The sequence below is a fragment of the Calothrix anomala FACHB-343 genome, from assembly GCF_014696435.1.
GTDB classification, from domain to species: domain Bacteria; phylum Cyanobacteriota; class Cyanobacteriia; order Cyanobacteriales; family Nostocaceae; genus Aulosira; species Aulosira anomala_A.
Map to the genome: position 1 here is coordinate 33,142 of NZ_JACJQG010000011.1, position 22,999 is coordinate 56,140.

General features: G+C 38.8%; 15 protein-coding genes. 11 read left to right on the forward strand and 4 right to left on the reverse strand.

All coding sequences use genetic code 11. The annotated features are described in order from the left end of the window. The first annotated feature begins 565 nt into the window (after positions 1–565). The 6 genes from H6G08_RS08190 (at position 566) to H6G08_RS08215 (ending at position 8,500) form a co-directional block, all read left to right on the forward strand. On the forward strand, positions 566–2,758 hold the full coding sequence (locus tag H6G08_RS08190; protein WP_190540358.1) for an Hsp70 family protein: 2,193 nt from the start codon (positions 566–568) through the stop codon (positions 2,756–2,758). Then, entirely contained in the window at positions 2,755–3,252 is a 498-nt protein-coding gene (locus H6G08_RS08195; RefSeq protein WP_190540360.1) for a LysM peptidoglycan-binding domain-containing protein, read from the forward strand. Before H6G08_RS08190 ends, H6G08_RS08195 begins: the two co-directional genes overlap by 4 nt. A 209-nt stretch (positions 3,253–3,461) precedes the next feature. Beyond that, positions 3,462–6,200: a peptidase M, neutral zinc metallopeptidase site gene (locus tag H6G08_RS08200; RefSeq protein ID WP_190540361.1), complete on the forward strand. Its 2,739-nt coding sequence runs from the start codon at positions 3,462–3,464 to the stop codon at positions 6,198–6,200. A gap of 125 nt (positions 6,201–6,325) precedes the next feature. After that, positions 6,326–6,940, forward strand: a complete 615-nt coding sequence (locus H6G08_RS08205) for a molecular chaperone DnaJ (RefSeq protein ID WP_190540363.1) — start codon at positions 6,326–6,328, stop codon at positions 6,938–6,940. Continuing rightward, the gene (locus H6G08_RS08210; RefSeq protein ID WP_190540365.1) at positions 6,933–7,511 is read left to right on the forward strand and encodes a nucleotide exchange factor GrpE; all 579 of its coding nucleotides are present in this window, start codon (positions 6,933–6,935) and stop codon (positions 7,509–7,511) included. Before H6G08_RS08205 ends, H6G08_RS08210 begins: the two co-directional genes overlap by 8 nt. A 665-nt stretch (positions 7,512–8,176) precedes the next feature. Beyond that, on the forward strand, positions 8,177–8,500 hold the full coding sequence (locus H6G08_RS08215) for a slr1957 family protein (protein WP_190540367.1): 324 nt from the start codon (positions 8,177–8,179) through the stop codon (positions 8,498–8,500). 35 nt (positions 8,501–8,535) lie between these two features. On the opposite strand, the gene H6G08_RS08220 is transcribed toward H6G08_RS08215, so the two are convergent. Beyond that, a complete protein-coding gene (locus H6G08_RS08220; RefSeq protein WP_190540369.1) occupies positions 8,536–8,694 on the reverse strand; it encodes a hypothetical protein in 159 nt (52 codons plus the stop codon). A gap of 433 nt (positions 8,695–9,127) precedes the next feature. Between H6G08_RS08220 and H6G08_RS08225 the strand changes: the two genes are divergently transcribed. Beyond that, entirely contained in the window at positions 9,128–10,720 is a 1,593-nt protein-coding gene (locus H6G08_RS08225) for an alkaline phosphatase D family protein (RefSeq protein ID WP_190540371.1), read from the forward strand. A 212-nt stretch (positions 10,721–10,932) separates the two neighbouring features. Here H6G08_RS08225 and H6G08_RS08230 read toward each other — a convergent pair whose 3' ends face one another. After that, entirely contained in the window at positions 10,933–13,590 is a 2,658-nt protein-coding gene (locus H6G08_RS08230; protein ID WP_190540373.1) for a DUF4114 domain-containing protein, read from the reverse strand. Between the two features lie 613 nt (positions 13,591–14,203). Next, positions 14,204–16,114 carry a GTPase family protein gene (locus H6G08_RS08235; protein WP_190540375.1) on the reverse strand — a complete coding sequence of 637 codons (1,911 nt, stop codon included), beginning with the start codon at positions 16,112–16,114 and terminating at the stop codon, positions 14,204–14,206. A gap of 193 nt (positions 16,115–16,307) precedes the next feature. On the opposite strand from H6G08_RS08235, the gene H6G08_RS08240 reads away from it, so the two are divergent. From H6G08_RS08240 to H6G08_RS08255, 4 genes are all read left to right on the forward strand, one after another. Then, entirely contained in the window at positions 16,308–16,667 is a 360-nt protein-coding gene (locus tag H6G08_RS08240) for a hypothetical protein (protein WP_190540376.1), read from the forward strand. A 90-nt stretch (positions 16,668–16,757) separates the two neighbouring features. Next, positions 16,758–17,738, forward strand: a complete 981-nt coding sequence (locus H6G08_RS08245) for an aldo/keto reductase (RefSeq protein ID WP_190540378.1) — start codon at positions 16,758–16,760, stop codon at positions 17,736–17,738. A gap of 439 nt (positions 17,739–18,177) precedes the next feature. Further along, positions 18,178–20,505, forward strand: a complete 2,328-nt coding sequence (locus H6G08_RS08250; RefSeq protein WP_190540380.1) for a hypothetical protein — start codon at positions 18,178–18,180, stop codon at positions 20,503–20,505. After that, entirely contained in the window at positions 20,502–21,347 is an 846-nt protein-coding gene (locus H6G08_RS08255; RefSeq protein ID WP_190540382.1) for a hypothetical protein, read from the forward strand. The genes H6G08_RS08250 and H6G08_RS08255 overlap by 4 nt, the downstream gene beginning before the upstream one ends. Positions 21,348–21,629: 282 nt before the next feature. Here H6G08_RS08255 and H6G08_RS08260 read toward each other — a convergent pair whose 3' ends face one another. Next, positions 21,630–22,982: a GTPase family protein gene (locus H6G08_RS08260; RefSeq protein WP_190540384.1), complete on the reverse strand. Its 1,353-nt coding sequence runs from the start codon at positions 22,980–22,982 to the stop codon at positions 21,630–21,632. Positions 22,983–22,999 lie beyond the last annotated feature (17 nt).

The window sequence follows — 22,999 nt, forward strand, 5'->3', positions numbered from 1 at the left end:
TCATACTAGACGCGATGAATCGCGTCTCTACAATTTCGATTCATCGCGTCTGTACAATTTTTTATTCATCTGGTTCGGTGGGAAACAAAAACAAAAGCTAAATTACGAAATAATGCTGAGGCTAAATCTTCAAAGGCAGGATTTAATTGCAATGATGATTGTGAGATAAATTGATGTTCTTGGCTGTTGAACATCAGCAAATATTGAGAAATATATTTGTATCCCCATCCAACAAGAGGAAGTGTAAGTTTGTAGTGATGATTAAAATCATGACTACAAACAATATTTCTTAGAAAAAATATTGACCAGTATTTTTTTACATAAAAAACAAAAATTCGGTGGCTGCGATTTTGTAGACACCGATTTTTTTTCTGCCAAAAATTACCTAAATACTTAAGTAAAAATTTAACTGTTTTACGTACTTACTCTGTGGGATTTTACCAATTTCATCTGTAATAGTCGAAATAAGCTATTAGCTTCTGCTGGGCAATTTTTATTTGATACAGCAGTTAATCAAATGTATTTACAGGGTAATTGATATAAGTCATAAGGGTGGCAATTAGCAATGGGTAAGGCTATAGGAATTGATCTGGGAACGACTAATTCTGTCGCCGCTTTTAAATTAGCAGAAGTGGAAGTGGTGACAGCAGATGATAATACACCCCCAGATAGAAAACTAACGCGATCGCTCGTGGCTGACGAGCAAGGTAAATTATTAGTAGGTGAGCAAGCATATAACCAGCTACGTGCTGATCCGGAAAATGTGATTATTTCGATTAAACGTCTCATCGGTAGGGGTTTTGCCGATCCCTCTGTGCAGAAACAACAGAGAGAATTTGCTTACAAAATTACTCCCCCAACGCAAGGAACAGATAACGGGATTGCGGTATGGCTAGGGGGTAAAGAATATCAGCCAGAGGATATTTCGGCGGAAATTCTCAAAAAAGTGGTGCGAAATGCCCAAAATTATCGTCAAGCTATCGGTAAAAATGACGAAGTTATCGATCAAGCTGTGATTACTGTCCCTGCTTATTTTAACGACCAACAACGCCACGCTACCCGCATAGCTGCTCTTAAAGCCGGACTCAAACCTTTAGAATTACTCCCAGAACCAACAGCAGCAGCGATATCTTATGGTTTTTCTCCCAACGGCGACGATTTTAAAACAATATTAGTCTTTGATTTTGGTGGCGGGACATTTGATGCTTCTTTAATTCAAGCGGCGGGAACTTCCTTTATTGAATCGGGGAAAGCTGGGGATTTATGGTTAGGTGGAGATGACATCGATTCGCGGATGATTAATTTTGTAAAAGCGCAAGTTTCCCAACAAGAAAAAATCGCTGATATTGATGGTTTAATTGCCAAAATGCCCCACTATCAACGAGTCAGATTTAATGCTGATTTGAAAATAGCTGTAGAAAGAGCCAAAGCAGAATTAAGCACGGGGACAGCAGCACAAATTGTCCCAGCTACCGCATTATTAGACGAATTAGGCATAGCAATTCCCATCGAAGTTACCATCACCCGCGAACAATTTGAGAGTTTAATTACTGATTTAGTAGACCGTTCGCTGCAAATTTGTCGCAAGGCTTTAGAATATGCCGAACATCATATAGAAATGGTAGATGTAGTTTTGATGGTGGGGGGTTCTTCACAAATTCCCTTAGTTCAACGCAAAGTTAAAGAAGCTTTTGGTAATAATAAAGTATTGATACATCCCCGGCCAATGTACGCTGTAGCTGAAGGTGCAGCAATTGTTGCGGCTGGACAAACAGATAAAGTAACTACAGTTTCTCGCGATTATTATATTCAGTTACTAGATGGACAATATAAAGTAATTAGTCGAGGTGATATTCTCCCAGTCGCCACATCACATACTTTTAAAACTACGGCTGACGGACAGAGGTTAATTCACTTTAAGTTTTTCAGTCCCGATGAAAATGAATATTTTGAAAGTATTGGCGATATGTGGTTAGGGTTAAATCACTATTATCCAGAGGGGACAGAAATTATCGTCAATTTGGCGTTGGATGAAAAAAATGGCGTGTTAAAGATGACTGCTACGTTAAAAAATGACCCTTCAGAAAGAGTCAGTTGTACTTTCTCGCGCGGTGGATCGGATGAAAAAATATATCAGGAATTGGAATCGACGATCGCAGAACTCAACGATCAAGATTTAACCGATATTGGCGTTCAAGAAGCGCTCAAATTAGCTTTACCAGTGGTGCAATTAAGCAACCAAATTATTGATCACCACACAGGAGAAGAACGCAGCGATATTCGCGATCGCGCGGCGTACAATCTGCAAAAATTTCAAGTATCCATGTCTAAGCAACGCCTAGCGGCTGATTACTTGATCAATGAATGCGATCGCATCGTCCAACTTTGTAGCTTTTTAATTTCCGAACCCCAACAAGAACGCTTAAAAAGGCTGAGTCAAGATTTACAAGCCGCAATGGATGCTAATGATGTATCTGGGATGGAGTATCACAGTGAAAATGCGGAAAGGGAACTCAGCAATCTCCCCGATCGCGTCAAAATCATTCAAGCTAGTCTCGCAAGTATCCGCCAAGCCAATTCAGTTTCACCCACCCAAGCCAATGGGATGTATGACAAGCTGTTGCGAATGCTAGATGCGATGGAACGGGAAGAAAAACCAGAAGCGGAACGTTTGTGGAGTGAACTACAACCAGATGTACAGCGTTGGTTAAATGAGGAATCTGCTGGTAGAACTATTGTCACAGGATTGACAAAATGAAGACTATCCTTAACTGTCCTGTGTGCGGTTATCAAGAAGTTACCAGTTATACTTGTCCCAACTGCGATACTGACTTATCTGTAATTCGCATCCTCCAAGAATTACCTGCTGTTAAAACCACAGTTTCCGCAGCCAAATTTCACGCTTTACCTTTAGCAATTGCGTTGTTGACATTGCTTTTAGGTATGTGTTTGGGATTTGGAAGTCGGTATATCTTCCCAACAACCCAATTACACGCCTTAACAGTTCCTTCTCCCCACCCAATTGTCAACAGTCGCGTCAGTCTCAACCCACCCTTTAATCAGCCTCCGGTAGTCATGAACACAATTACCTATACCGTACAATCTGGAGATCATCTGAGTGCGATCGCCGAAAAATTTTGCGGTAGAGGAACACCTTGGGAAATCATGGTGACAGCTAACCCCCACCTGCAAAATCGCGAGAATCACATAAATATCGGTGAGGAATTAAATATACCCAAGTGTCAGGAGTAAAGATGGTAGTTAAGAGTCAATAGTCAATAGTCAATGGTCAAGAGTTAATGAGTTGAAATGCAATTAGTAAGTCAGTAATTAAACCAAATTATATTACCAAACGTAAATCAACCTGAAACCTTTACCAATGACCAATGACAACTGTACAGACAAGAGTTATCGCGTCTCTAACCAATGACAAATGACAAATGACAAATGACAAATGACATATGAGCATCCTTGATAATTTCAACACCTTCAGTAAGATTTTGCTGGGTGTGGGGATAGTTGATGGTTGGAAATACGTAGAGCAATCTCAACAAATTCAGAAAAGAGCCGAAAAATTAGCGCAAAACAAGCAATTACGAGAAGCAGTTAGTATTATTCAAAAATCTCTAGCTGTATGGTCAAAAAAACCTGGTTTTGGCGAACGGTTGCTGCGTCAGTGGTTAATGAGTAATTTATTAGACAATTTAAGTCAGCAATTACAACAGTGGAATCAACAAATCCGCGAAGCAGATAAACTAGCTTTGCAAGGGGATATGTTGCTGAAAGAAGATCGTGGCGATCCTCTGGAAACTCAAATTCTTGTGAAAGCGATCGCTATTTATCAAAGCTGTAGCCAAATTATCCATGATGAGCGGGTATTAAAGCTCATCAACCGATGTCAGCAGGAAATACAACGCAGACAGCATTTTCAGACGTTGGTAACTAAAGCACAGTCACACGCGGAGAATAAATATTTTCAAAATGCGATCGCAGTTTATCAAAAAGCTGAAGAATTATATTCTACAGCAGCTTTACAAGAGGCGATCGCGGCGGCTAAATCCCAAGTAGAGCAGGAAAAAATTTATACTTCGGCATTGCAAAGGGCGCAACAAGCCCACAATCAAGGAAAATTAAAAGGAGCGATCGCTGTTTTAGAAACTGCTTTGAGTAATTTTCCCCGTCAGGATGGATGGAAATTATTACAAGAATTACAACAAACAATCAAAGGTAAAGAAAAGTATCGTCAAGGGTTAGCAGCAGAGAAAGTCAATGATTTACCAGCTGCGACATCTTTGTATGAAGCTGCGAAAACCCTTCTACCCAATCCTACAGAATGTCAAATCAGGTTAGGAATCATTGCGATTAAAACCGAAAATTGGGCGATTGCTTTATCTCATCTATTCAATTTACCAGGAGAACAAGCGGCTTATCTGCGGGGATTTGTCTATGCTAAACAAAAGAATTTACAACAAGCTTATCGAGAATGGCAAGGAATATCTTTTAATGAAATTAGCGCCCAAAGAGAAATTCTCAATACTTTAGCGCAGCGTCAACGCCTGCTTTATCTAAAGAATATTGAGGAATTTGTGAATCTGGGAAATTTGGAACTAGCGAAAGCTGCGAGTGCAGAATTTAGCCATACATTTGGTTTCGATCCTTTAGTAGAAACCAATCTCAAAGAACACATTATACCCAGAATAGATGTGGAACTTTGGCAAAATTCCGAGCGCCAGAAAATCGTTAAACAAATTGAAAAAAATTGGATTTCTCAACCTAATATTACCAATTTACATAATTTATTAGTAGCTATTTATTACAGCGAGCATTACGATTTTCTCCATCTCTCACATTTGATAGTTATCTTATCTACAGCCTTAGCAAATTTAACGGCAGATCCTCTGCTGCAAGATATACCTTGGCTAGGAAATCAATCTATTGATTTTCAATTAATATCCTTAGAATTAAAACGGCGATTAGAAGCAGCAATTGATAGCTATAAAGATAGAGATATTCCCACCTATTTAAATTTACGCGATAAATATCGTTTAGAATCAGTAGCCTTAAAATTCATGGGCGAACCTGCGCAAAGAGGAATGACAGTAAATAATCTATTTATCACACCAGGTTGTTATCAGCATTATATTTCTCATTGGCGAGATAAAGTAATTGAACGTATAGATATAAAAAATCAACTTCTCCGTTCTCTGTATACACCTTGGGGATTAGCAATAGCTGCTTGTTTATCAGCAGATAGTCAAAGAGCAATTAAACTTAAAACCTTACATCAAACTACTAATAATATTGATGATATTGAACAATTTTCTCAAAAATTTATCGCTTATCATGAAGGTTGCCATTATCTGAGTCATAAACAATGGCGTCAAGCAATTACTCCTTTAACAACAGCAAAATCAGCAATTATCAATCATCTAGATTGGCAACAAGAAATAGATAGACTAGCTGGATTGCAACGTCAAACCATCTCAGCAATTGAAGAACATTTAGAATTTGCTCAATTTTGGTATGAAATTTTAGGTAGTCAACCTGCTAGAAGTTATTTATCCGAATACAAAGCCGAGAAAATTCGCGAGCAAATTTATCAAAGAAAAATTTCTTTAAATGAGGCTACAAAAGAATTGCAAGAAATCAAAAAAATCGACCCGAAAAATCCGATAGTACTGGATTTAATCGCCATGATTGAATTTCAGCAAGAAATAGAAGTAATTGAGAACTTGTTGAAAACTAATCAATTCGATCAAGCAGTTAAATTGGCTAAAAAATCTCAGCAACCACGCATCCGTTATATTGTGGCAGAAATTTGTATTGATATATTACTTAAAGGCTTTCAAAATGGAGAATTAAGTATTCCAGAAATTTCCAATTTAGGTCAATGGGCTTACGAACTTTGTCCCGAACAAGATAATATCAAAAAAATCTATCACTTTAGTCAAGAACTGAAGGAAATTCAGGAACTCATGAAGCGCGATCGCTTTGAAGAAGCAATTCGCAAAGCCCAAAAATCACAACATGAATCAACTCGCCATTATGTTGCAGAGTTATTTATTATGACCATAGTTAAAGGTATTCAAAAGAAAGATTTATCTTGGGAAATAATTAAGCAGTTAGGAATTTGGGCTTACGAACTTTGTCCTAACGAACCTGCTTTTCAAGAAATTTTCCATAGCCTCAAGTTACGTTAAATAAAGGTGATATATAACTTGAAAATGGGCATGGGACATTTATTAGAGACGCGATTAATCGCGTCTCTACAATTGTCCTCCTTGTTCTCCTTCCCTTGTTCTCCTTCGCTTCCTTTCCTGATCTTATGGAACACAATCCCTATGATATTTTAGGCGTTACCCCAGTCGCCTCAAAAGCCGAAATTACTAAAGCTGTCGCCTTAGCCATGAAGCGCAAGCAATATCCTGTAGATGTCATTGCTAAAGCGCAAAAAAGCTTAATGAAGCCGGAAGAACGGATTATTGCTGATTATTTACGTCCGATATTACCGCCGGTTAAGCGTTTCAAAAATAGCGATTTATCGGCTTTACAACAACCAGTACCAAAATTGGTATTATTAGCTCAGTTAGATGGATTAGAGCAAGCGATCGCTCAAGCTAGCCAACAAGAGCTGATAGAACGAGAATATATACCCTTGAGCTTATCAGAATTAATGACAGAAGGTATCGCTGCTTGCAAACAAGGCCGTTATCCTCAAGCGATTAAATATCTAGAAGAATATACTCAAGGCTGTACAGATAAAAATCACAAAGATTATATTCAAGCCCAAATGTGGCTAATTAGAGCTTATCATCTGGGTAGAGATTTGCAAAGAGCGATCGCCCTTTGTCAACTATTAAGCAATCATCCCCACACTCAAGTACAAACTTGGGTAAAGAAAACTTTATCTATGTTATCTCAAGAGGTTTCTCATGTCTGAATCACCCCAAAACACCAGCAAATTTTGGGATTGGATAAAATCGAAAATTCTCGGTTTTAATTCTCCAGAATCTTTGTCTGGTGAAAATACAGGATCTGCAAATAAAAATCACTATTTAATTACCCAAGAAAAACGCGATTTACTCATTAGCGAAATCGGCACAATTCAAAAAGAAAATATTTTATTACAGCAATCCTTGCGAGAACAGCAAACCCAAACTGTAGCCAAAACCGAGGATTTATTTTTAGAACTTTTAGAAGTTTCTGATGCTTTAGAAAATTTATTAGAATATTTAGAAAATAATACTGAACCCAATCAAGAGTTTCTCCAACGTTTACCTAAATCTGTTGGCGCAGTACATCGCAAGTTTTTGAGTATCTTAAAAAAGCGTCAGGTTTTACCGATTGAACTCCAAGATACCCAACCAGATTTTACTGTATGCCGAGTCGTCGATCGCGAAGTCCGCAACGACCTCGCAGACCAAACAATCACTAAAGTTGTCCGTCAAGGCTTTCGCTTACAAGAAAAGATTCTCCGCCCCACAGAGGTAATTACATCGAAACCAGGTTAGGGGTTAGGGGCTAGGAATTTTAGATTTTAGATTTTGCGAAAAGTCGGAGCGCCGGCTTCCGGCGATCTGAACTTTTCAAGACGGATTTTAGATTCAAATACAATCCAAAAGACGCTCGAGGACTCGCTAACGCTGCGCTATCGCAAATCCAAAATCTAAAATTGTTTTTAATGCCCAATGCCCCATGCCCAATGCCCCATGCCCCACTTACTTCATCTTTCGTTACATTTTTAGGCGATCGCTAAAATATGCCTGCAAGCAGATAACAGCATCTTCAGGAAAATGCTTATATTAAAGTCTGTTTCAATTTACTAAGATAGCTGACAGCTTATGTTTACAATTCTTGACTTTAGAAATAGATTTTTAGCAGATTGTTAGCATATATATTTCTTTTAGGTGTACTTGAGAATTCAAACATTATTGAAGGACTTATTTACATTACTTTACTTATTTCTATTCTGGTTAAGTTTATTGTATTTTGAGCTAACCAGCCTCAATAGCCTGTTAGCCTTGTAATCAAGCTAAGGATTGTTTGAGTTAATTGATATATGGATTTCAATCGAAAATTAGCCTTATGTTTATGCAGTTAGACAGCTACTTTTGATTTTAGTAAGTATTGATATTCAGAAAACTACACCAATTCCACAAATTACACTAGCAACCAGATGATGAATCATTACGCTATCGAATGGATTGAGGCATGGTGCCGAGAAAATGGCTGGACAGATTTATTCGTCGAGCGGCGCAATAACTACTGGGCGTTTCCTCCAGGCTGTGTAATGCCTGAACCAATTCCCGTACAAGCCCTGAGATTGATTAAAGCCGAAAAAGGGCTGACTGCTGAAGAAAAATGGTGGTCGATATCAGCAATTATTGGCACAGTGGTAGCTGTTTTATCTACAGTGGTATTAAAGTGCCCCATGCCATTAGTATTTGCTTTTGCATTTAACGCAATTACGGTGGCTCAATTTGAAATGGAAGATGTATAAAATTCCATTTACTGCATCCTTAAGTCATTGGTCTATTATGAAAAACTGCTCTTGATTTTACCTTCAGCAAGAGCAGTTTTTAATTTGGGATTGGAAATTAAATATAAATATATTTGTTGACTGTTGACTGTTGACTGTTGACTGTTGACTGTTGACTGTTGACTGTTGACTGTTAAAATTGATATAAAGGGCAATTTAAATAGGATTTTTAGAAATAATTAATTAAGCCTGGATAAACGATATTTGGCAACTTTCTATTTAACTTGCTACAGTTATTATTGTGTTATTGTTTCATTAAGCATAATCTTTTAATATCCAAAAATTAAGTTTATATTAACTCCTCCTTGATACAGAATTAATATCTTCCCTATATTTGTTGGAACATCAAAGTAATACAGCAATCCTAAATGATTTGTGAAATACTACAAGCAAGGTTGTTGACTGTTAACCGTTAACAGTCAACAGCCAAAACCGATATTTTTCGCAACTGAAATAGGATTGCTATACATGACACATTCTAATGAATAGAGTTATCCTTGGGAGCGTTTACCGATTGTTGCTCTATTTTTACGGTGTCAGATATTTCTCTACTTTGATTCACTTAATATAATCAGGGATTGAGTAAGGATGTTCAAGTACGAGAATTTTGAGCGGTTGTTGCACAGTTCCATCAAGCGACGCAATCTAATTATCGGGGCAGGAGCATTTACTGGTTTGGCGATCACTAGCCAATTTTCTCATCAACGAGCGATCGCTAAAACTAAATTTTCTACTAATCCTTTTACGCTAGGTGTAGCCTCTGGTGAACCTGATGACAATAGCGTAGTTATCTGGACTCGTCTAGCGCCCGAACCCCTAAATGGTGGTGGAATGCCTGCGATGAATGTACCAGTTCGCTGGGAAGTAGCAATTGACCGCAATATGAAGCGGATATTGTCTAGAGGTACAGTCATGGCTCGGCCAGAACTAGGCCATTCGGTGCGGGTGGTAGTTGAAGGACTCTCTCCTGATACTTGGTATTGGTATCGCTTTAGTGTTGGTAAAGAAGCTAGCCCAATTGGTCGAACTCGTACTACTCCAGCAATGGGTAGAGGTATATACACCAATAGCTTGAAGTTTGCCCTAGCATCCTGCCAGAACTATCAGCAGGGATACTATACTGCTTACAAATACATGGCTGAGGATGACCTGGATTTAGTAGTCCATGTTGGTGACTACATCTATGAGGGAGGAATCAGTACCACTGGGCCTAGACAGCATAATAGTGCCGAAATTCTCACATTGGCAGATTACCGTAACCGTCACGCCCTCTATAAATTAGACACCAATCTCCAAGCCGCTCATGCAGCCTTTCCTTGGATTGTCACCTGGGACGATCACGAAGTAGAAAATAACTACGCCAACTTTATTTCTGAGATTGATACTGAACCAGATCAAGATCCGGCAATTTTTCTCCAACGGCGAGCAATTGCTTATCAAGCTTACTACGAACACATGCCACTGCGTCCCTTCTCGCGACCAGTAGGCCCCGATATGCAACTTTATCGGCGGGTAAATTATGGTAATCTGGCGACATTTCATGTTTTAGATACTCGTCAATATCGTACAGATCAACCCTGTGGCGATGGTACTAAAGAACGTTGTCCAGAAGTTTTAGATCCGCAAGCAACAATTCTCGGACAAGCACAAGAAGATTGGTTATATAAAGGTTTAAGTCGCTCGAAAGGTCAATGGAACATCCTAGCTCAACAGGTTCCTATTGCCCAAAGAGACACCAGACTAGGTGAAGGGCAAACCTTTAGTATGGATAAATGGGATGGTTATTTAGCAGATCGCGATCGCCTGATGGATTTCTTCGCTAAACGCAAACCTTCTAATCCAGTATCTTTGGCAGGGGATGTACATTCTCATTGGGCAATGGATCTCAAAGCTGATTTTAACGATCCAAAATCTGCCATAGTCGGTAGTGAATTTGTCTGTTCCTCAATTAGTTCTGGTGGAGATGGCAACGACAATATACCCGCCTACATCAATGATGCTGATAATCCACACATCAAGTTTTATAACAATCGTCGTGGGTATGTTCGCTGTACATTGACTCCCACTCTCTGGAGGTCAGATTATTTAGCAATGTCAGAAGTAACAACCCAATCTGGTACGATTAGTACCAAAGCTTCATTCATTGTTGAAAACAATCGTCCTGGGGTACAGCGCATTTAACACTGTAAATACAGTTTTCTCTTTGATAATTTTCGGAGTTAGAACTCAAGTCCTAACTCCGAAATTAATCACAAGGCTAATGTTTGATTCGGATAGTATTTGGTATTGCACATTTTAGACCATTGAAGGAATTAGTCGAACCTGATAACAAACAAAGCAGCCTCTCATACCGCAAGTCTAAAGTCAAACACAGATGCTTAAACTAGGTTTGTTTACTCAACTGTCGCATTATTAAAGTAGTTGGTAATTGCTGTACCTATTTGTGTATTTGTCCAATTGTGATTGTAAATCGCTACATCTTGGATAGTAGGAAGACTGACAGTTTTAATTCCACCAAGACTAATCACAAAATCGTTGTAGTCGCGATTAGAACCACTATCAATAGCCACATCTTCAAAACCGATAACCGCGCCTTTATCTCCTGTCAAGAATTCTGCTACTTGTACAGTCTCGTTTAAATTAGCAGCAGACATTGAGAAGAAAAGTTTATTGCTGGCTGCACCTTGTCCAGTCAAAGCATCGTGAAGAGTTCCATTGGCAGCGAAAACAAAACCAAAAGTATCTCCTCCTTGCATTTGATAAATTTTCTCGCCTCTATACTGCTCGTTATTGAAATTCGGTTCCCAATTAAGAATGGCACTATTATCAGTGAAACGCGCACCTTCTACAGGATCTTGGGCCACAACATATCCATCTGAATTGTTGCTGGTAGCACGGCGCACTGCTTCTGTCATAAAAGCTGTCGAGCCGATTTCGTACATATCCATTCCCCGAAGGCTAAAAATACCTAATTCCCCTTGATGATAATCACCGCCGTCGTAGAGGAAGTCAACTTTAACTTGACCGGTTTGATTAGCAAGAAAAACTCCTTCATCAAAAATTGCGCGGTTCGTATATTCGAGTAATTGTTGTCCTACAGTTGTGGTACGCCAATCGCGATCGGAGTTGGAGAAATTATCAATGGATTGAGCGATTCCTTTAGCGCCTTTGATTTGGAAAACAAAATCGTTGTAATCGCGATCGGAAGTACTAGAACCAGTGGGAATATCTTCAAAAGCAAAAGTTCCGTTACCATCTACATCTACCATTTGTCCGACAGCCATATTGGGATTCGCTTCGGGGATGGAGAACAGGGGAAGTTTACCATATTGCCACATGTGGCTGTCTTTACTGAGCCAATTAGCATTTTTGATTGCCTGAGCATTAGTATGGGGTACAAACATAAAGGCAAACTTATCTCCTGGATTCATCTCGAAAGTTGTTATTCCTCGATAATTTCCAGAATTAAAATTGTCTTCCCAAGGCATTTTTTCAGTGAACCGCGCACCTTCTGAAGAGTCATCAGATAAGACGTAACCTAATTTAGAATTGCTGAGAGCGCGTCTAGATGCTTCTTGAATAAAAGCTTGAGAACCAGCTTGGTAATTTTCCATTCCGGCGAGGCTAAATACAGCCATCTCTCCTTGATACCAGCCGCCATCGTAAAGAAAATCAAAGGTTACTTGACCAGTTTCACCAACTTGAAAGACTCCTTCGGTATATGTAGATCGGCTAGCATATTGGAGTAATTCTTGTCCGCTATTACTTGTTCGCCAATCTCGGCCGGAATTAATTTCTGTATTGATGCTGGCGGTGTTATAACTTTTAAGTCCTTTGGCTTGGAAGATGAGGTCATTGAAATCTTTGTCACCCTTACCAGCACTAACGTTGTTATCTTCAAAGGCGATCGTCCCATTATTATCGACTGCAACTATCTGTCTTTGATTGGTAGAGAAAATAACCTCTTTACCCCATTGAGAAGTAACAGAGGGTTTGTTAAAAACTTCCTCAAAGGTGGTATTTTGCACCAGCATAAATGCCACTTCGTCGCCAGCGTTCATCTGAAATGACTTAACGCCTTGGTAATTACCAGCACCGAAGTTATCTTCCCAACTAGCATTATTTTGGCTAAAACGTGCGCCTTCTGTGCGATCGCTAATGAAGATATGACCTTGTTTGGAGTTACTTAAAGCACGCGCGATCGCTTCTTGGCGGAACTCTAAGGAGCCTGGTTGGTATTTATCCATACCTTTGAGGCTAAAGACAGCTACTTCACCTTGATACCAACCACCATCATAAAGATAGTCCAGTTGAACTTGGCCTGTACCATCAACTATGAAAGTACCTGTGTCAAACTGAGGACGATTCGCATATTGTGTTAATTCTTTGCCAACATTGGTATTTAACCAGTTGCGATTAGAGTAAATGGAATCTTGGACACTCGGTGCGGTAGCTGTTGCACCCGACACCTGAACCACCATATCGTTGTAATCGCGATCGGTTAAGTTGGAGTTCAAGGTATTAATATCTTCCCAACCGAAGGTATTTCCCTTACCTGTGATGTCTGCAATTTGATTTGAAAGTTGTCCTGTGGTTGGGTTGAGTGAGCCGAAAGAAAACAGAACGTTGTTGGCGCTAGAAGCGGAACTTTGGGCAATATTAGCAACTGTTGTATCGGTAACTAACATCATTGCAAACTTAGTTCCAGCAACCATCTGAAACTTTGGCGCGCCTTGGTAAATACCGCCGTTATAGTCTTTTTCCCAAGCTAATTCATCATTGAGGTTAGTGAAACGAGCGCGATCAATTTCATCTCTTACTACTACATAACCAGAACTAGAATTGCTGAGAGCGCGTCTTGTAGCTTCCTGAATAAATGCGGTGGAACCTATCTCCAGATTTTCCATACCTTCAAGGCTGAAGATAGCTATCTCTCCTTTCTTCTGCCCACCATCATAGAGAAAATCGACGCTAACTGTACCAGTTGAACCTACAGTAAAAATGCCGTTGTTTGAGTTGTTTGAGTTGTTTAAGTGAGAAATCGTAGTCATGTCTTTCGGCTCTTAAGTTTCGTAACAAACCTTCATACTGAATATTGTGTAACTTCGGCTACTGAAAACAGAACTGTATTTGTACGTCTTTTTATATAAAACTTGACTTAAGAGATTTGGGTTTTATTTAAAGAACATCTTGATATAAACATAAAAAAATAATTAAGTAGTTCTTGGGTGTAATTGGCTTTAAGCTTAATTTAGATGAATAACTTTAAGTTTGCTTTATCTGATTTAAATAAATTTTTTACATATCAGCCTGACTTTAGATAAATTACTCATAAAGTAGCTGGCAAAAACCTATTAAATTCGTTGTTTCGATCTATGTAATAATATTGATTAAACTATCAGGAAAATTTACCACTTTTCCTGAATAACCGCAGCCTGAATGAAGACATAAAACTTGTATTACTGTCATTAATTGCCTACATTACAGCCAAGAAATTACTAGTGATCTCAATCACTGACCATGAAAAAATTAGGCAGTAATGTCACTCTTATAAAAGAAAAGTGTATACTACAATACTTTATTGCAAATATTAATGTGCTAAAGCGAAAAAATTATTCAGTCAACAGTCAAGGCTGAGTGTAGCCGAAGCCTTGACACTGAACCTTATTTGCTCGCCGACAAATTGAGATAATAATTAAACCGATCGCGCAATTGTTCAACTGTGAGATTTTGAGTCCAGTATTCAACTAAAGCATGACCAAAAGCCCAGGTATCGCTGGCGGCTGTATTTTCTACCAATAACGGCCAAAGGGTTAATAAATCAAAATTGCTTGATTTTCCAGTATTTAAGAGAGAGAAAAGGTCATAAGCCATTTGCAACTTCCCAATGACAACGGGTAACTGTTCCACGGGAATTTTTTCTGCTAACAAGTATGCCAGAGTGGGCGAACCGGTTGATAGGGTAGAAATGAACTGGAGAACGGGACTTTTCAGCAGCGATGTCAGTCCTTGGGTTGTCGCCATCTGGAAGGTGTAATTATCAATAATTTTGGCAGCTTCAACGGTACGAGCTTCGAGATTACGTAAAAAACGCGCCAGACGCAGTTGTTTTGCAGGTGCGATCGCTGCTACTAATCCTAAAGATAAAGCGTCAATTCCCCAAGCAGTGCGATTAGTTTTGCTATCGCTTGTCACCACAGGTAAAACTAACTTGGAGAAATCCCCCAACAATTGCGCCCGATATTGTGTAGCTTCGCGGATGGAAATTTCCTTGGCGCGATCGCCCCATTCCCAATCATAAGGCGGTTCCCATTCGCGGATCGGACGCAGGCGATCGACTTGAGTAACTATAGTAATTACAGGTAAATCTTTAACTTCCGCCTGTATATCTTTGAGAAAATCTACATCCATTTGCAAGGCGGGATCTAAAGCGGGGGTAACTAATAATAGTAAATCTGCCTTTGTCGCATAGTCTAAAACTAAGTCGCGAAAATCTGCGCGGTTAACTTGCTCATAACCTGGAGTATCCCATAATGTCAGGGTTTCTTTATTGGAAGTTTGCCATTGGTAATTTTGAATTTTATCGGTACTAGGTAAGACATCAACAGCAGCTAATTCTGAGGAAAATAAACTGTTAATCAAGCTGCTTTTTCCCGAACCGGTGCGCCCTACCAGCAGAATACTGACAGGTTTTTGCGCTACAGTTTCAGCAGGTTCAGCTTGGGCGAGGATTTCTTTTAACGTTTGCGTTTTCGCTTTGGGAAGGGTAGGAGTTGAAGAAGAAAATTCCGCCTTTGGTAAAGTAGTACCACTATAAAGAGCGATCGCTTGACGGCACAAATTACGTAAAGCTGCCTCTCGCAGCATTTGTCCTAAATTCACCAATAATTGCTGATTTGCTTGGCTTGTAGAGCGCTGACTCGCTTTTTTAGCCACAGCCGCCGCCGGATTTAATAACCATTGTGCCCCATTCCAAGCTTGAAAGAGTTTGCGGGCGGATGGTTCTAACTTGCGATAGACTTCGTAAGCTTGGTAAGCTTGCCCAACTGTGACTTGATTTAAAGCAGGTGATAGCTTTTGCATCCATTGATCCATATCATCTACTGTTCCCCGAATTAACCCGTAGGCTTGGGTAACGTAAATATTTAATAGGGGATATTTAACTTCAGGATGGTAAATATGAGCGATCGCTACCACTAAATTTTGGCATCGCGTCCAGAAAGTTACCCAATCTTCCCAAATCGGGCGATCGCTTTGGGATGCTTGCAAAATTTCCGTTAAAACAGTTTGAGCTTGACTAGTAGCGTCATTTCCGGCAGGTAATTGGTTATCATCTACTGTAGCGGCTAATTCTTCATTAACTTGAGCTAATACCGCCTCTAATTGTTCTACCTCTGGTCGAGTCCATTTAACCAGCAACCAACGCCACCCGACAAATAGTAGGGTAAATACAGCCCAAATCCAATTAATTCCCCAAGTATGGATCTGGGAACCTGCGGCTACCAGCAAGAAAGTAACAATTAACGCGATCGGCGCTGCTAATATAACCCATTGCCACAACTTTAAACGCACCATTACCTGATACCTACCTCAATCACAAATTACTTATAATCAGCTTCTTTGATAAAAATTACGCTTGTCTCAAGTCTATCGTTTCTATATTTGGACAGAATTCTCCGATCTGGTCACAGGGTTTTAGCCCTTCAGTTAAAAACTAAAAGGTGAATCAAACTATAATAATTAAGCAGAAAGCTCTCATGTTAAGGGTATGACCACAGTCGCAATCCTGCCCATATCGGATGCTATTGGAAAGAAAATTTATCGAGCGATCGCAGGTGATAAGCAATCAACAGGTAGAACTGCGGGTGAAGCGTTGGATGCTTTAACAGCACAACTCGAAGATGAAGAATTTAGCACTCTGTTGGTACTACAGAGTTTTCGTCCCGATTGGTTTTTTAGCGCCCAACAGCAACAGCGCTTATCAGAGTTGATGAGTCTATGGCGAACAGCACGCGATCGCGGACAAGAATTAAATCCAGTGGAACAAGCAGAGTTAGATAGCCTTGTTGAGGCTGAATTAAAAGCTGCAACAGCTCGTTCAGCAGCCTTGCTACAACAGATCGCTTAAACCTGTTAAGCAAAGTGGCTATTAATTGCCTGATAATGAAATTTTAGAAAGGCGATCGCAAGCTAATCAGGAAATCTACAGCGAGTGAGTATGCAAATTAGTCGGGAACTATCACTGCCAACAATGGGCTGTGGAACTTGGGCATGGGGAAACCAACTGCTCTGGGGATACGATCGCAGTATGGACGATCAATTGCAAGCCGTGTTTAACCTTTGTGTCAGTAACGGTGTGACTTTATTCGATACAGGCGATTCTTACGGTACTGGTAGACTCAAAGGACGCAGTGAGACACTTCTCGGCAAATTTTCTCGAGAATATCAGGGTATCAACGCAGAAAAAATTTGCATTGCTACCAAGCTAGCGGCTTATCCTTGGCGATGGACTCGTCAATCAATGGTACAAGCTGGTAAAGCTTCAGCCCAAAGGTTAGGCAGAAATGTCGATTTAGTACAAATGCATTGGTCTACGGCTAACTACGCACCTTGGCAAGAGGAAAGGCTATGGGATGGACTAGCTGACCTTTACGAGCAAGGATTAGTGAAGGCTGTAGGATTATCTAATTACGGGCCGAAACGTCTGCAACGGGTGCATAAAAAGTTTACCGAACGCGGAATTGCGATCGCAACTCTGCAAGTGCAGTACTCTCTACTCTCCACATATCCAGTAACGCAATTACAACTCAAGCAAGTTTGCGACGATATGGGTATAAAATTGATTGCCTATAGTCCTTTGGGATTAGGGCTATTAACAGGAAAATACTCAAAAACAGGCCCTTTTCCCAAAGGTATCCGTGGTTTATTATTTAGGCAGCTATTACCAGGGATTGACCCACTTTTAAACTGTTTACGAGAAGTAGCACAGTCAAGAAACAAAACTATGTCACAGGTAGCAATTAACTGGTGTATTTGTAAAGGAACGATTCCCATCCCAGGCGCAAAGACTGTACAACAGGCGCAAGAGAATATTGGTGCTTTAGGTTGGCTGTTAGACTCTGGCGAGATAGCTGCCTTGGATCGGGCTGCTAATAGTGTAGATAAAAAAATGGTACAAAATATCTTTCAGACTAAGTAAAATCACGAAAAATCGAGTTTTAGCCTTGCATGAGTAACGCTTAATTCAAATATCATTTGCTTACTAGGCAATTGGCTTTTTAGTAGGCTATTATATTGTGAGCGAAGTATAAAAATTTGCTAAACACTCTTCCAGTAATCAATGCTTTCTGGAGGGCAATATTAATATAGTATATTTATATACTATCGTTTTTGGCTGACTCTTTGTTAAAGCAGTCACATTCGATGCAAAATACTCACTTAGTACAACTTCAACAAGCATTTTTCTTGTTCTAGTTAGCTTTATATGCAACTAATTTTTCCCAATTAAACAGGGTGAATAAAGATGAATAGTATTATGCAAAATGCTCATATCATTAAATATTTTAATTTCACAATTATCAAAATCAATATTGTTTAAATAATTAATGTAATGATCATATTTTATATGAGGTATATTCATGCCTGTTTATCTCGTTAAAATTGTTCGCGCTGCTGTTCGAGAAATCCAGAAATTACCACATGAATATTTCAAGCTGGTAGCAGAAATAATTAAAAAAATTAGTGAAGGTAACCTGGGAGACTATCGAAAATTAGAAGGTTATCAAGATTTATGGAGAACTAAGAAACATGATGTGAGAGTGATTTGGACAAGAAATCAAGAAGAAATATTAATATTAATAGCCGGACAACGTAAAGATATTTATAAAAAAATTGTTGAGGATAGAAATAGAAACCCAGAAATAGATATATCTGATGTACTTGAACTGGGAGAAAAAACAGTAGAACATATTCCTACCTATGAATGGAATCCTAAACAAATTAATTCTTGGAATCAATTTGTTTATGGTGGTTATTTATATTCACCTGTTTTGACTCAAGAACAAAAAGAAATTTTTCAGGAAGTAAGAAATCCCTCACCCAATCCTGTATCAAACCATAGTAATATTAATAGCCTTTTATTACAAAGTGCCCCAGGTACAGGTAAAACAGTATGTGCAGCTTTAATGGCTTGTGAATTATATGTAAAAAACTATTGGAATATTGCTTTAATTCTGCCCGAAAACCTATCTGCTGAAATTAAAGAATTCACTGAAATTAAAGAAATTTTACAGCTTGGAGAACCTAATTTTTTTGTCGGAACTTTTGCAGAATGGTTGCATCAAGCTGCACCAGATATATATAAGACAGTAGCAACTGTATCGGAAGAGTTACAGGCTCTACAAGCAGAAGCGCGAAAAATTCATGTGATTGATAACAATGAAGATTTGAATATAAATGATTTAATTTTATTTAGAGGATTTATAGCCAAAAAACACAAGCATGAACAATCCAATCACCCCATTTATCGAGAAAATGAGCATTGGATTGGAGAACTTAAAAATATTACATTACCTAAATTGCAGCAGAGATTAGGAAATAAAAAAATCTGGATAGATGGAGTAAATGCAATTACAGAAAATGCTCTTCCTTTACAGCAGAGTAATACAACACTGTTCATATTTGATGAAGCTCAAGATTATCTCATAGATGAAATTAATGCTATTGTTAACATGCTGGAGAGATGGCAACAGGATAATAATCACACTTCTATACTTTTTCTATTGGGTGATATGAATCAAAGAATTACACCCATAGATTTTAATTGGGGACATTTACAACTGAATAAAAGACACAATCTTAAATATAATTATCGCAATACAAAATATATTCTAGAATTCGCTAATAGTTTTCATGCATTTGCAAAAATAGCAAATTCAGGAGGTAAAAAATTACCTGAAGTCAGTCAGCCTGAATATGCTTTTGAACAAGGTGAACCTGTGAGGATTTTAGAATGCACATCACAAGAAGAAGCGCTGCAAATTATTAACGATTTAAGCGATAAAGTAAGATATACCTGCGCTTTAGAACAGCATTCTATATTGAGACTTCTTTCTAGCCAAGTCAAGCTAATTTATCAAGATATTCCTGAACAATATAGTAATCTTCCAGGATTAGATTATATAAAATTCAATCAAGCTAAAGGAAGAGAGTTTGATGCTTGTGTTGCTTTCTGTGTATTTGCAGGAGCAGGAAAACCATCATTTGAAGAAGCTAATAATTGGTACACAATTTTTACTAGGCCGCGTTACCGATTACTTGTAATTGCAACTACTGATGAAATCGAAAGAATTGGAAGATTACATTTTCAAAAATGTCAGTTTTTTAATAGTGCAAATGCAGATACTCTTGATTGGATTACAGAGTGGGCAAATGGAGAACATTTATTTAAAGATATCACAGGATTGTGTAACATAATTTACGAAGGTTTGAGTAATCTACCTATACAAATTTATTGGGATACTTATGCTGCATTTAGGCTAGCAAGAATTGATAATGACACAGTTACCCAAATTGAGGAGCAAGCAATTAAAATTCTGGCAAATCATTCTAGAGAAATTTTATATGAAGAATTGCAGCAAATTCAGCAAATTGATAGCCCTAGCGATCGCATTCCTCTGCAATGCTTACTCTTAAGGGCTTTGGGTAGTTCTTGGGAAGCAGTTAAAGTTGCATCTGAGTTGCAAGATGTTAATCTTCAAGAATATCAAGACTTAATATTAAGAATTGCTTCTACGCTGCAACAAAAAGGACTTTTATATGAAGCTGCTAGAGTACGCGCAAAAATTGGAATGCAGATCCCCGACGATTTTCCCTTTAGACAGGAAATATCAAATCAGGAAGGAAATTTAGTATCCCTACTCTGCAATGCAGCTATAGAAAAGATTGCTCATACAGGTGAATTATGAATGATAAATCTCCCACAGATTTACAAGTTTCTCAAGAACTAGAAGCTTTATCTATAGTTATTAATCAATCTATAGATAAAGCTAAAAATATTCTCGAAGAAGCTAAAGAAATTGATGAAGTTAGAGAACTGATTCATGAAATTCACTTGAGCCGAGAAGAACTATTAAACGTAAATAATGATTTAAAGAAACATGAAGATAAAGTATCAAATTATTTATCCGCAGCGAAAGAACTTCAAGATAAGTTACAAATATTACAAGAAATACCAAGACAACTGCATGAACTTGGTATAGAAGAACATATTTTACAAGATTTGCAACTAGTAATTAATGAAATTAATCATGCTAGAATAGAAAGTCAAACTTCAACCGAAGCATCTCACAATATATTATTACAAGTACAAAATTATCTGCAAGAATCTCAGGATATAGTTCAAGAATTGCAGAGTAAAAAAGAAGTAATTGAAAACTTAAATATAGATATAGATAATAAGCTGATCCAAATCAGAAATATCATAGATACATACGATGAACAAAATCGATATACCCAAAGTTTAATACAGGAATTAAATCTAGTTATACAAACGATTGGGGGTGTGGAAGAAATTCAAAAATTCATTCAAGATATCAGAAATACTCGCTTAGAAATGCATAATTCTGAACAGCAATTAGTATCTGCGCGACAACAAATGATTGCTGTGCAAGGTTTTGAGGATTATTTAAATAAATTCCAGAACATTCGTAATCGTAAACAACTATGGCAATGGTTATGGGATGAGTTAGGATTGCTGGGAGTGATAGTTTATTTACTCAGTTTGATAACTCCAAAAAGAAGAAGATGAGTTAGATAAATGAGCGGAGTTATAGCATTTATTTGTGAAGCTGCACAAAGATTTACTTTTTTAAACGCAAAGTTACGCTAAGGTTAACGCAAAGGTACGCAGAGTTTTTTCAGTTATATATCTTTGACAAGGATGAGGTGCATCTTGATATTAAATTGGTATTATATCAATCCTAAATTAGTTACAAACACCTATCTTCCTTGTCCCCCTTCCCTTGTCTTTTTTGTTCGTATATTAAATAGGATTGCTATAGGTTTTCAATGGGGAAATTTTTCAACTACCCTAACGTTTAATTCCCTTAAACCTTTCTTGTGCTGCTTTAAAAGCTTCTTGCATCACAGATTGAATCTGATTCGGGTCTGGTTTCTTCCCACCCATCAAGTCACCAAAGTAGACACAAGCTGTTTCACCGAGTGACCAGGTGTAAGCAGCAGCCCAGGATGCAGCAATTACGCTACCAAAACCAGGAACGAATTTAATTAACTCCCTTGCTATGGCTTGAGCGAGAAAACCACCTGCGATCGCACTGACAATTCCCCCGGCTTGAGATGGTGATAATTGCTTGCCGTATAAGTTACCTAAAGCTGTTACCATAGATACTTGCAAAGCTGTTAATACTGGCATAGTTGCAAACGGTAATGGTATAGCAGCTACAGTTGCAGCCATAATTGCAAAGGGTAAAATGTAACGTCGTCCCGTATCGCGGTAAAGATTACCCAGTTGCTTACCGGTTTCCTCCCGATCCAATAATTGATAAATCGCTTTGGCTTCGGCTTCGGGAAGTAGTTCGGCTAAGTTATCGCGTAATGCTTCTAAGCCGTAAAATACTGGATTGTAACCATCTTCTTCTAAGGTAAAGTCAATGAGAACGGAACGATCGCAAACCTTCGCAAAATCTTCTTGAATCGCGCCAAAAGCCCGATTAATTTCCTCATAATCAGGCGGATAAGCTGGATGATCGACTGTCCCCGGCGGATACACCTCATGCAAACAGGTAACCGCTAACAAACAGGGAATATCTGGATACTGTTGACGTAATTGTTGAGCAATTTGACGCAATGTGTCAGTAGCAAAATCGTTAATTTTTACAGTCAGAATCAAAACTCTGGCGCTGCGAGTTGATTTTTCTAAATCGCCAACCAATTCAGTAATAATTTCTTGCGTATCTTGTTTGACATCGCCTAATCCTACCGTATCCGTAAAAACCAGCAAAGGTAAGTCATCAGCAGGATAATTGTAGCGCTGAGTATGTTGGGTGTGAGGGCGGAATCCTTGACCGACAATATCGGCGGAAACTCCTGTTAATCCCCGCACAATCGAACTTTTACCCGCTTGGGGTTTACCAATTAACAAAGCTTCCGTAGTTGGTAGTTCGCGGCGCACCGTCTCCAAAATCTCAGCAATTTGAGTTTCGCTGACACTAAACCATTGCACAACCGTCTGTGCTAATTGTTCTACGGGTAATAATTGTCCTAGACGCGGTGTTGCTTTGCGCCAAACATCAGCAATCCGGTTTTTCCAAGAATTCTCAGCAGGTAGCGCCGGAGTTAGATTTTCCGATTCTAGGCGATCGCCTGGAGTTTCACTTTGCTGAGAATCTCCTGGTAAGGAATCAGCATCACGTTGCTCAGTCATTGCTATGAAAACGGTAG

Coding starts and splice junctions, on each gene's coding strand:
- H6G08_RS08210 (WP_190540365.1), top strand. CDS start 6,933: ATGTCTGAATCACCCCAAAACACCAGCAAATTTTGGGATTGGATAAAA.
- H6G08_RS08235 (WP_190540375.1), bottom strand. CDS start 16,114: ATGGTGCGTTTAAAGTTGTGGCAATGGGTTATATTAGCAGCGCCGATC.
- H6G08_RS08240 (WP_190540376.1), top strand. CDS start 16,308: ATGACCACAGTCGCAATCCTGCCCATATCGGATGCTATTGGAAAGAAA.
- H6G08_RS08250 (WP_190540380.1), top strand. CDS start 18,178: ATGCCTGTTTATCTCGTTAAAATTGTTCGCGCTGCTGTTCGAGAAATC.
- H6G08_RS08255 (WP_190540382.1), top strand. CDS start 20,502: ATGAATGATAAATCTCCCACAGATTTACAAGTTTCTCAAGAACTAGAA.
- H6G08_RS08225 (WP_190540371.1), top strand. CDS start 9,128: ATGTTCAAGTACGAGAATTTTGAGCGGTTGTTGCACAGTTCCATCAAG.
- H6G08_RS08260 (WP_190540384.1), bottom strand. CDS start 22,982: ATGACTGAGCAACGTGATGCTGATTCCTTACCAGGAGATTCTCAGCAA.
- H6G08_RS08215 (WP_190540367.1), top strand. CDS start 8,177: ATGATGAATCATTACGCTATCGAATGGATTGAGGCATGGTGCCGAGAA.
- H6G08_RS08190 (WP_190540358.1), top strand. CDS start 566: ATGGGTAAGGCTATAGGAATTGATCTGGGAACGACTAATTCTGTCGCC.
- H6G08_RS08200 (WP_190540361.1), top strand. CDS start 3,462: ATGAGCATCCTTGATAATTTCAACACCTTCAGTAAGATTTTGCTGGGT.
- H6G08_RS08205 (WP_190540363.1), top strand. CDS start 6,326: ATGGAACACAATCCCTATGATATTTTAGGCGTTACCCCAGTCGCCTCA.
- H6G08_RS08230 (WP_190540373.1), bottom strand. CDS start 13,590: ATGACTACGATTTCTCACTTAAACAACTCAAACAACTCAAACAACGGC.
- H6G08_RS08195 (WP_190540360.1), top strand. CDS start 2,755: ATGAAGACTATCCTTAACTGTCCTGTGTGCGGTTATCAAGAAGTTACC.
- H6G08_RS08245 (WP_190540378.1), top strand. CDS start 16,758: ATGCAAATTAGTCGGGAACTATCACTGCCAACAATGGGCTGTGGAACT.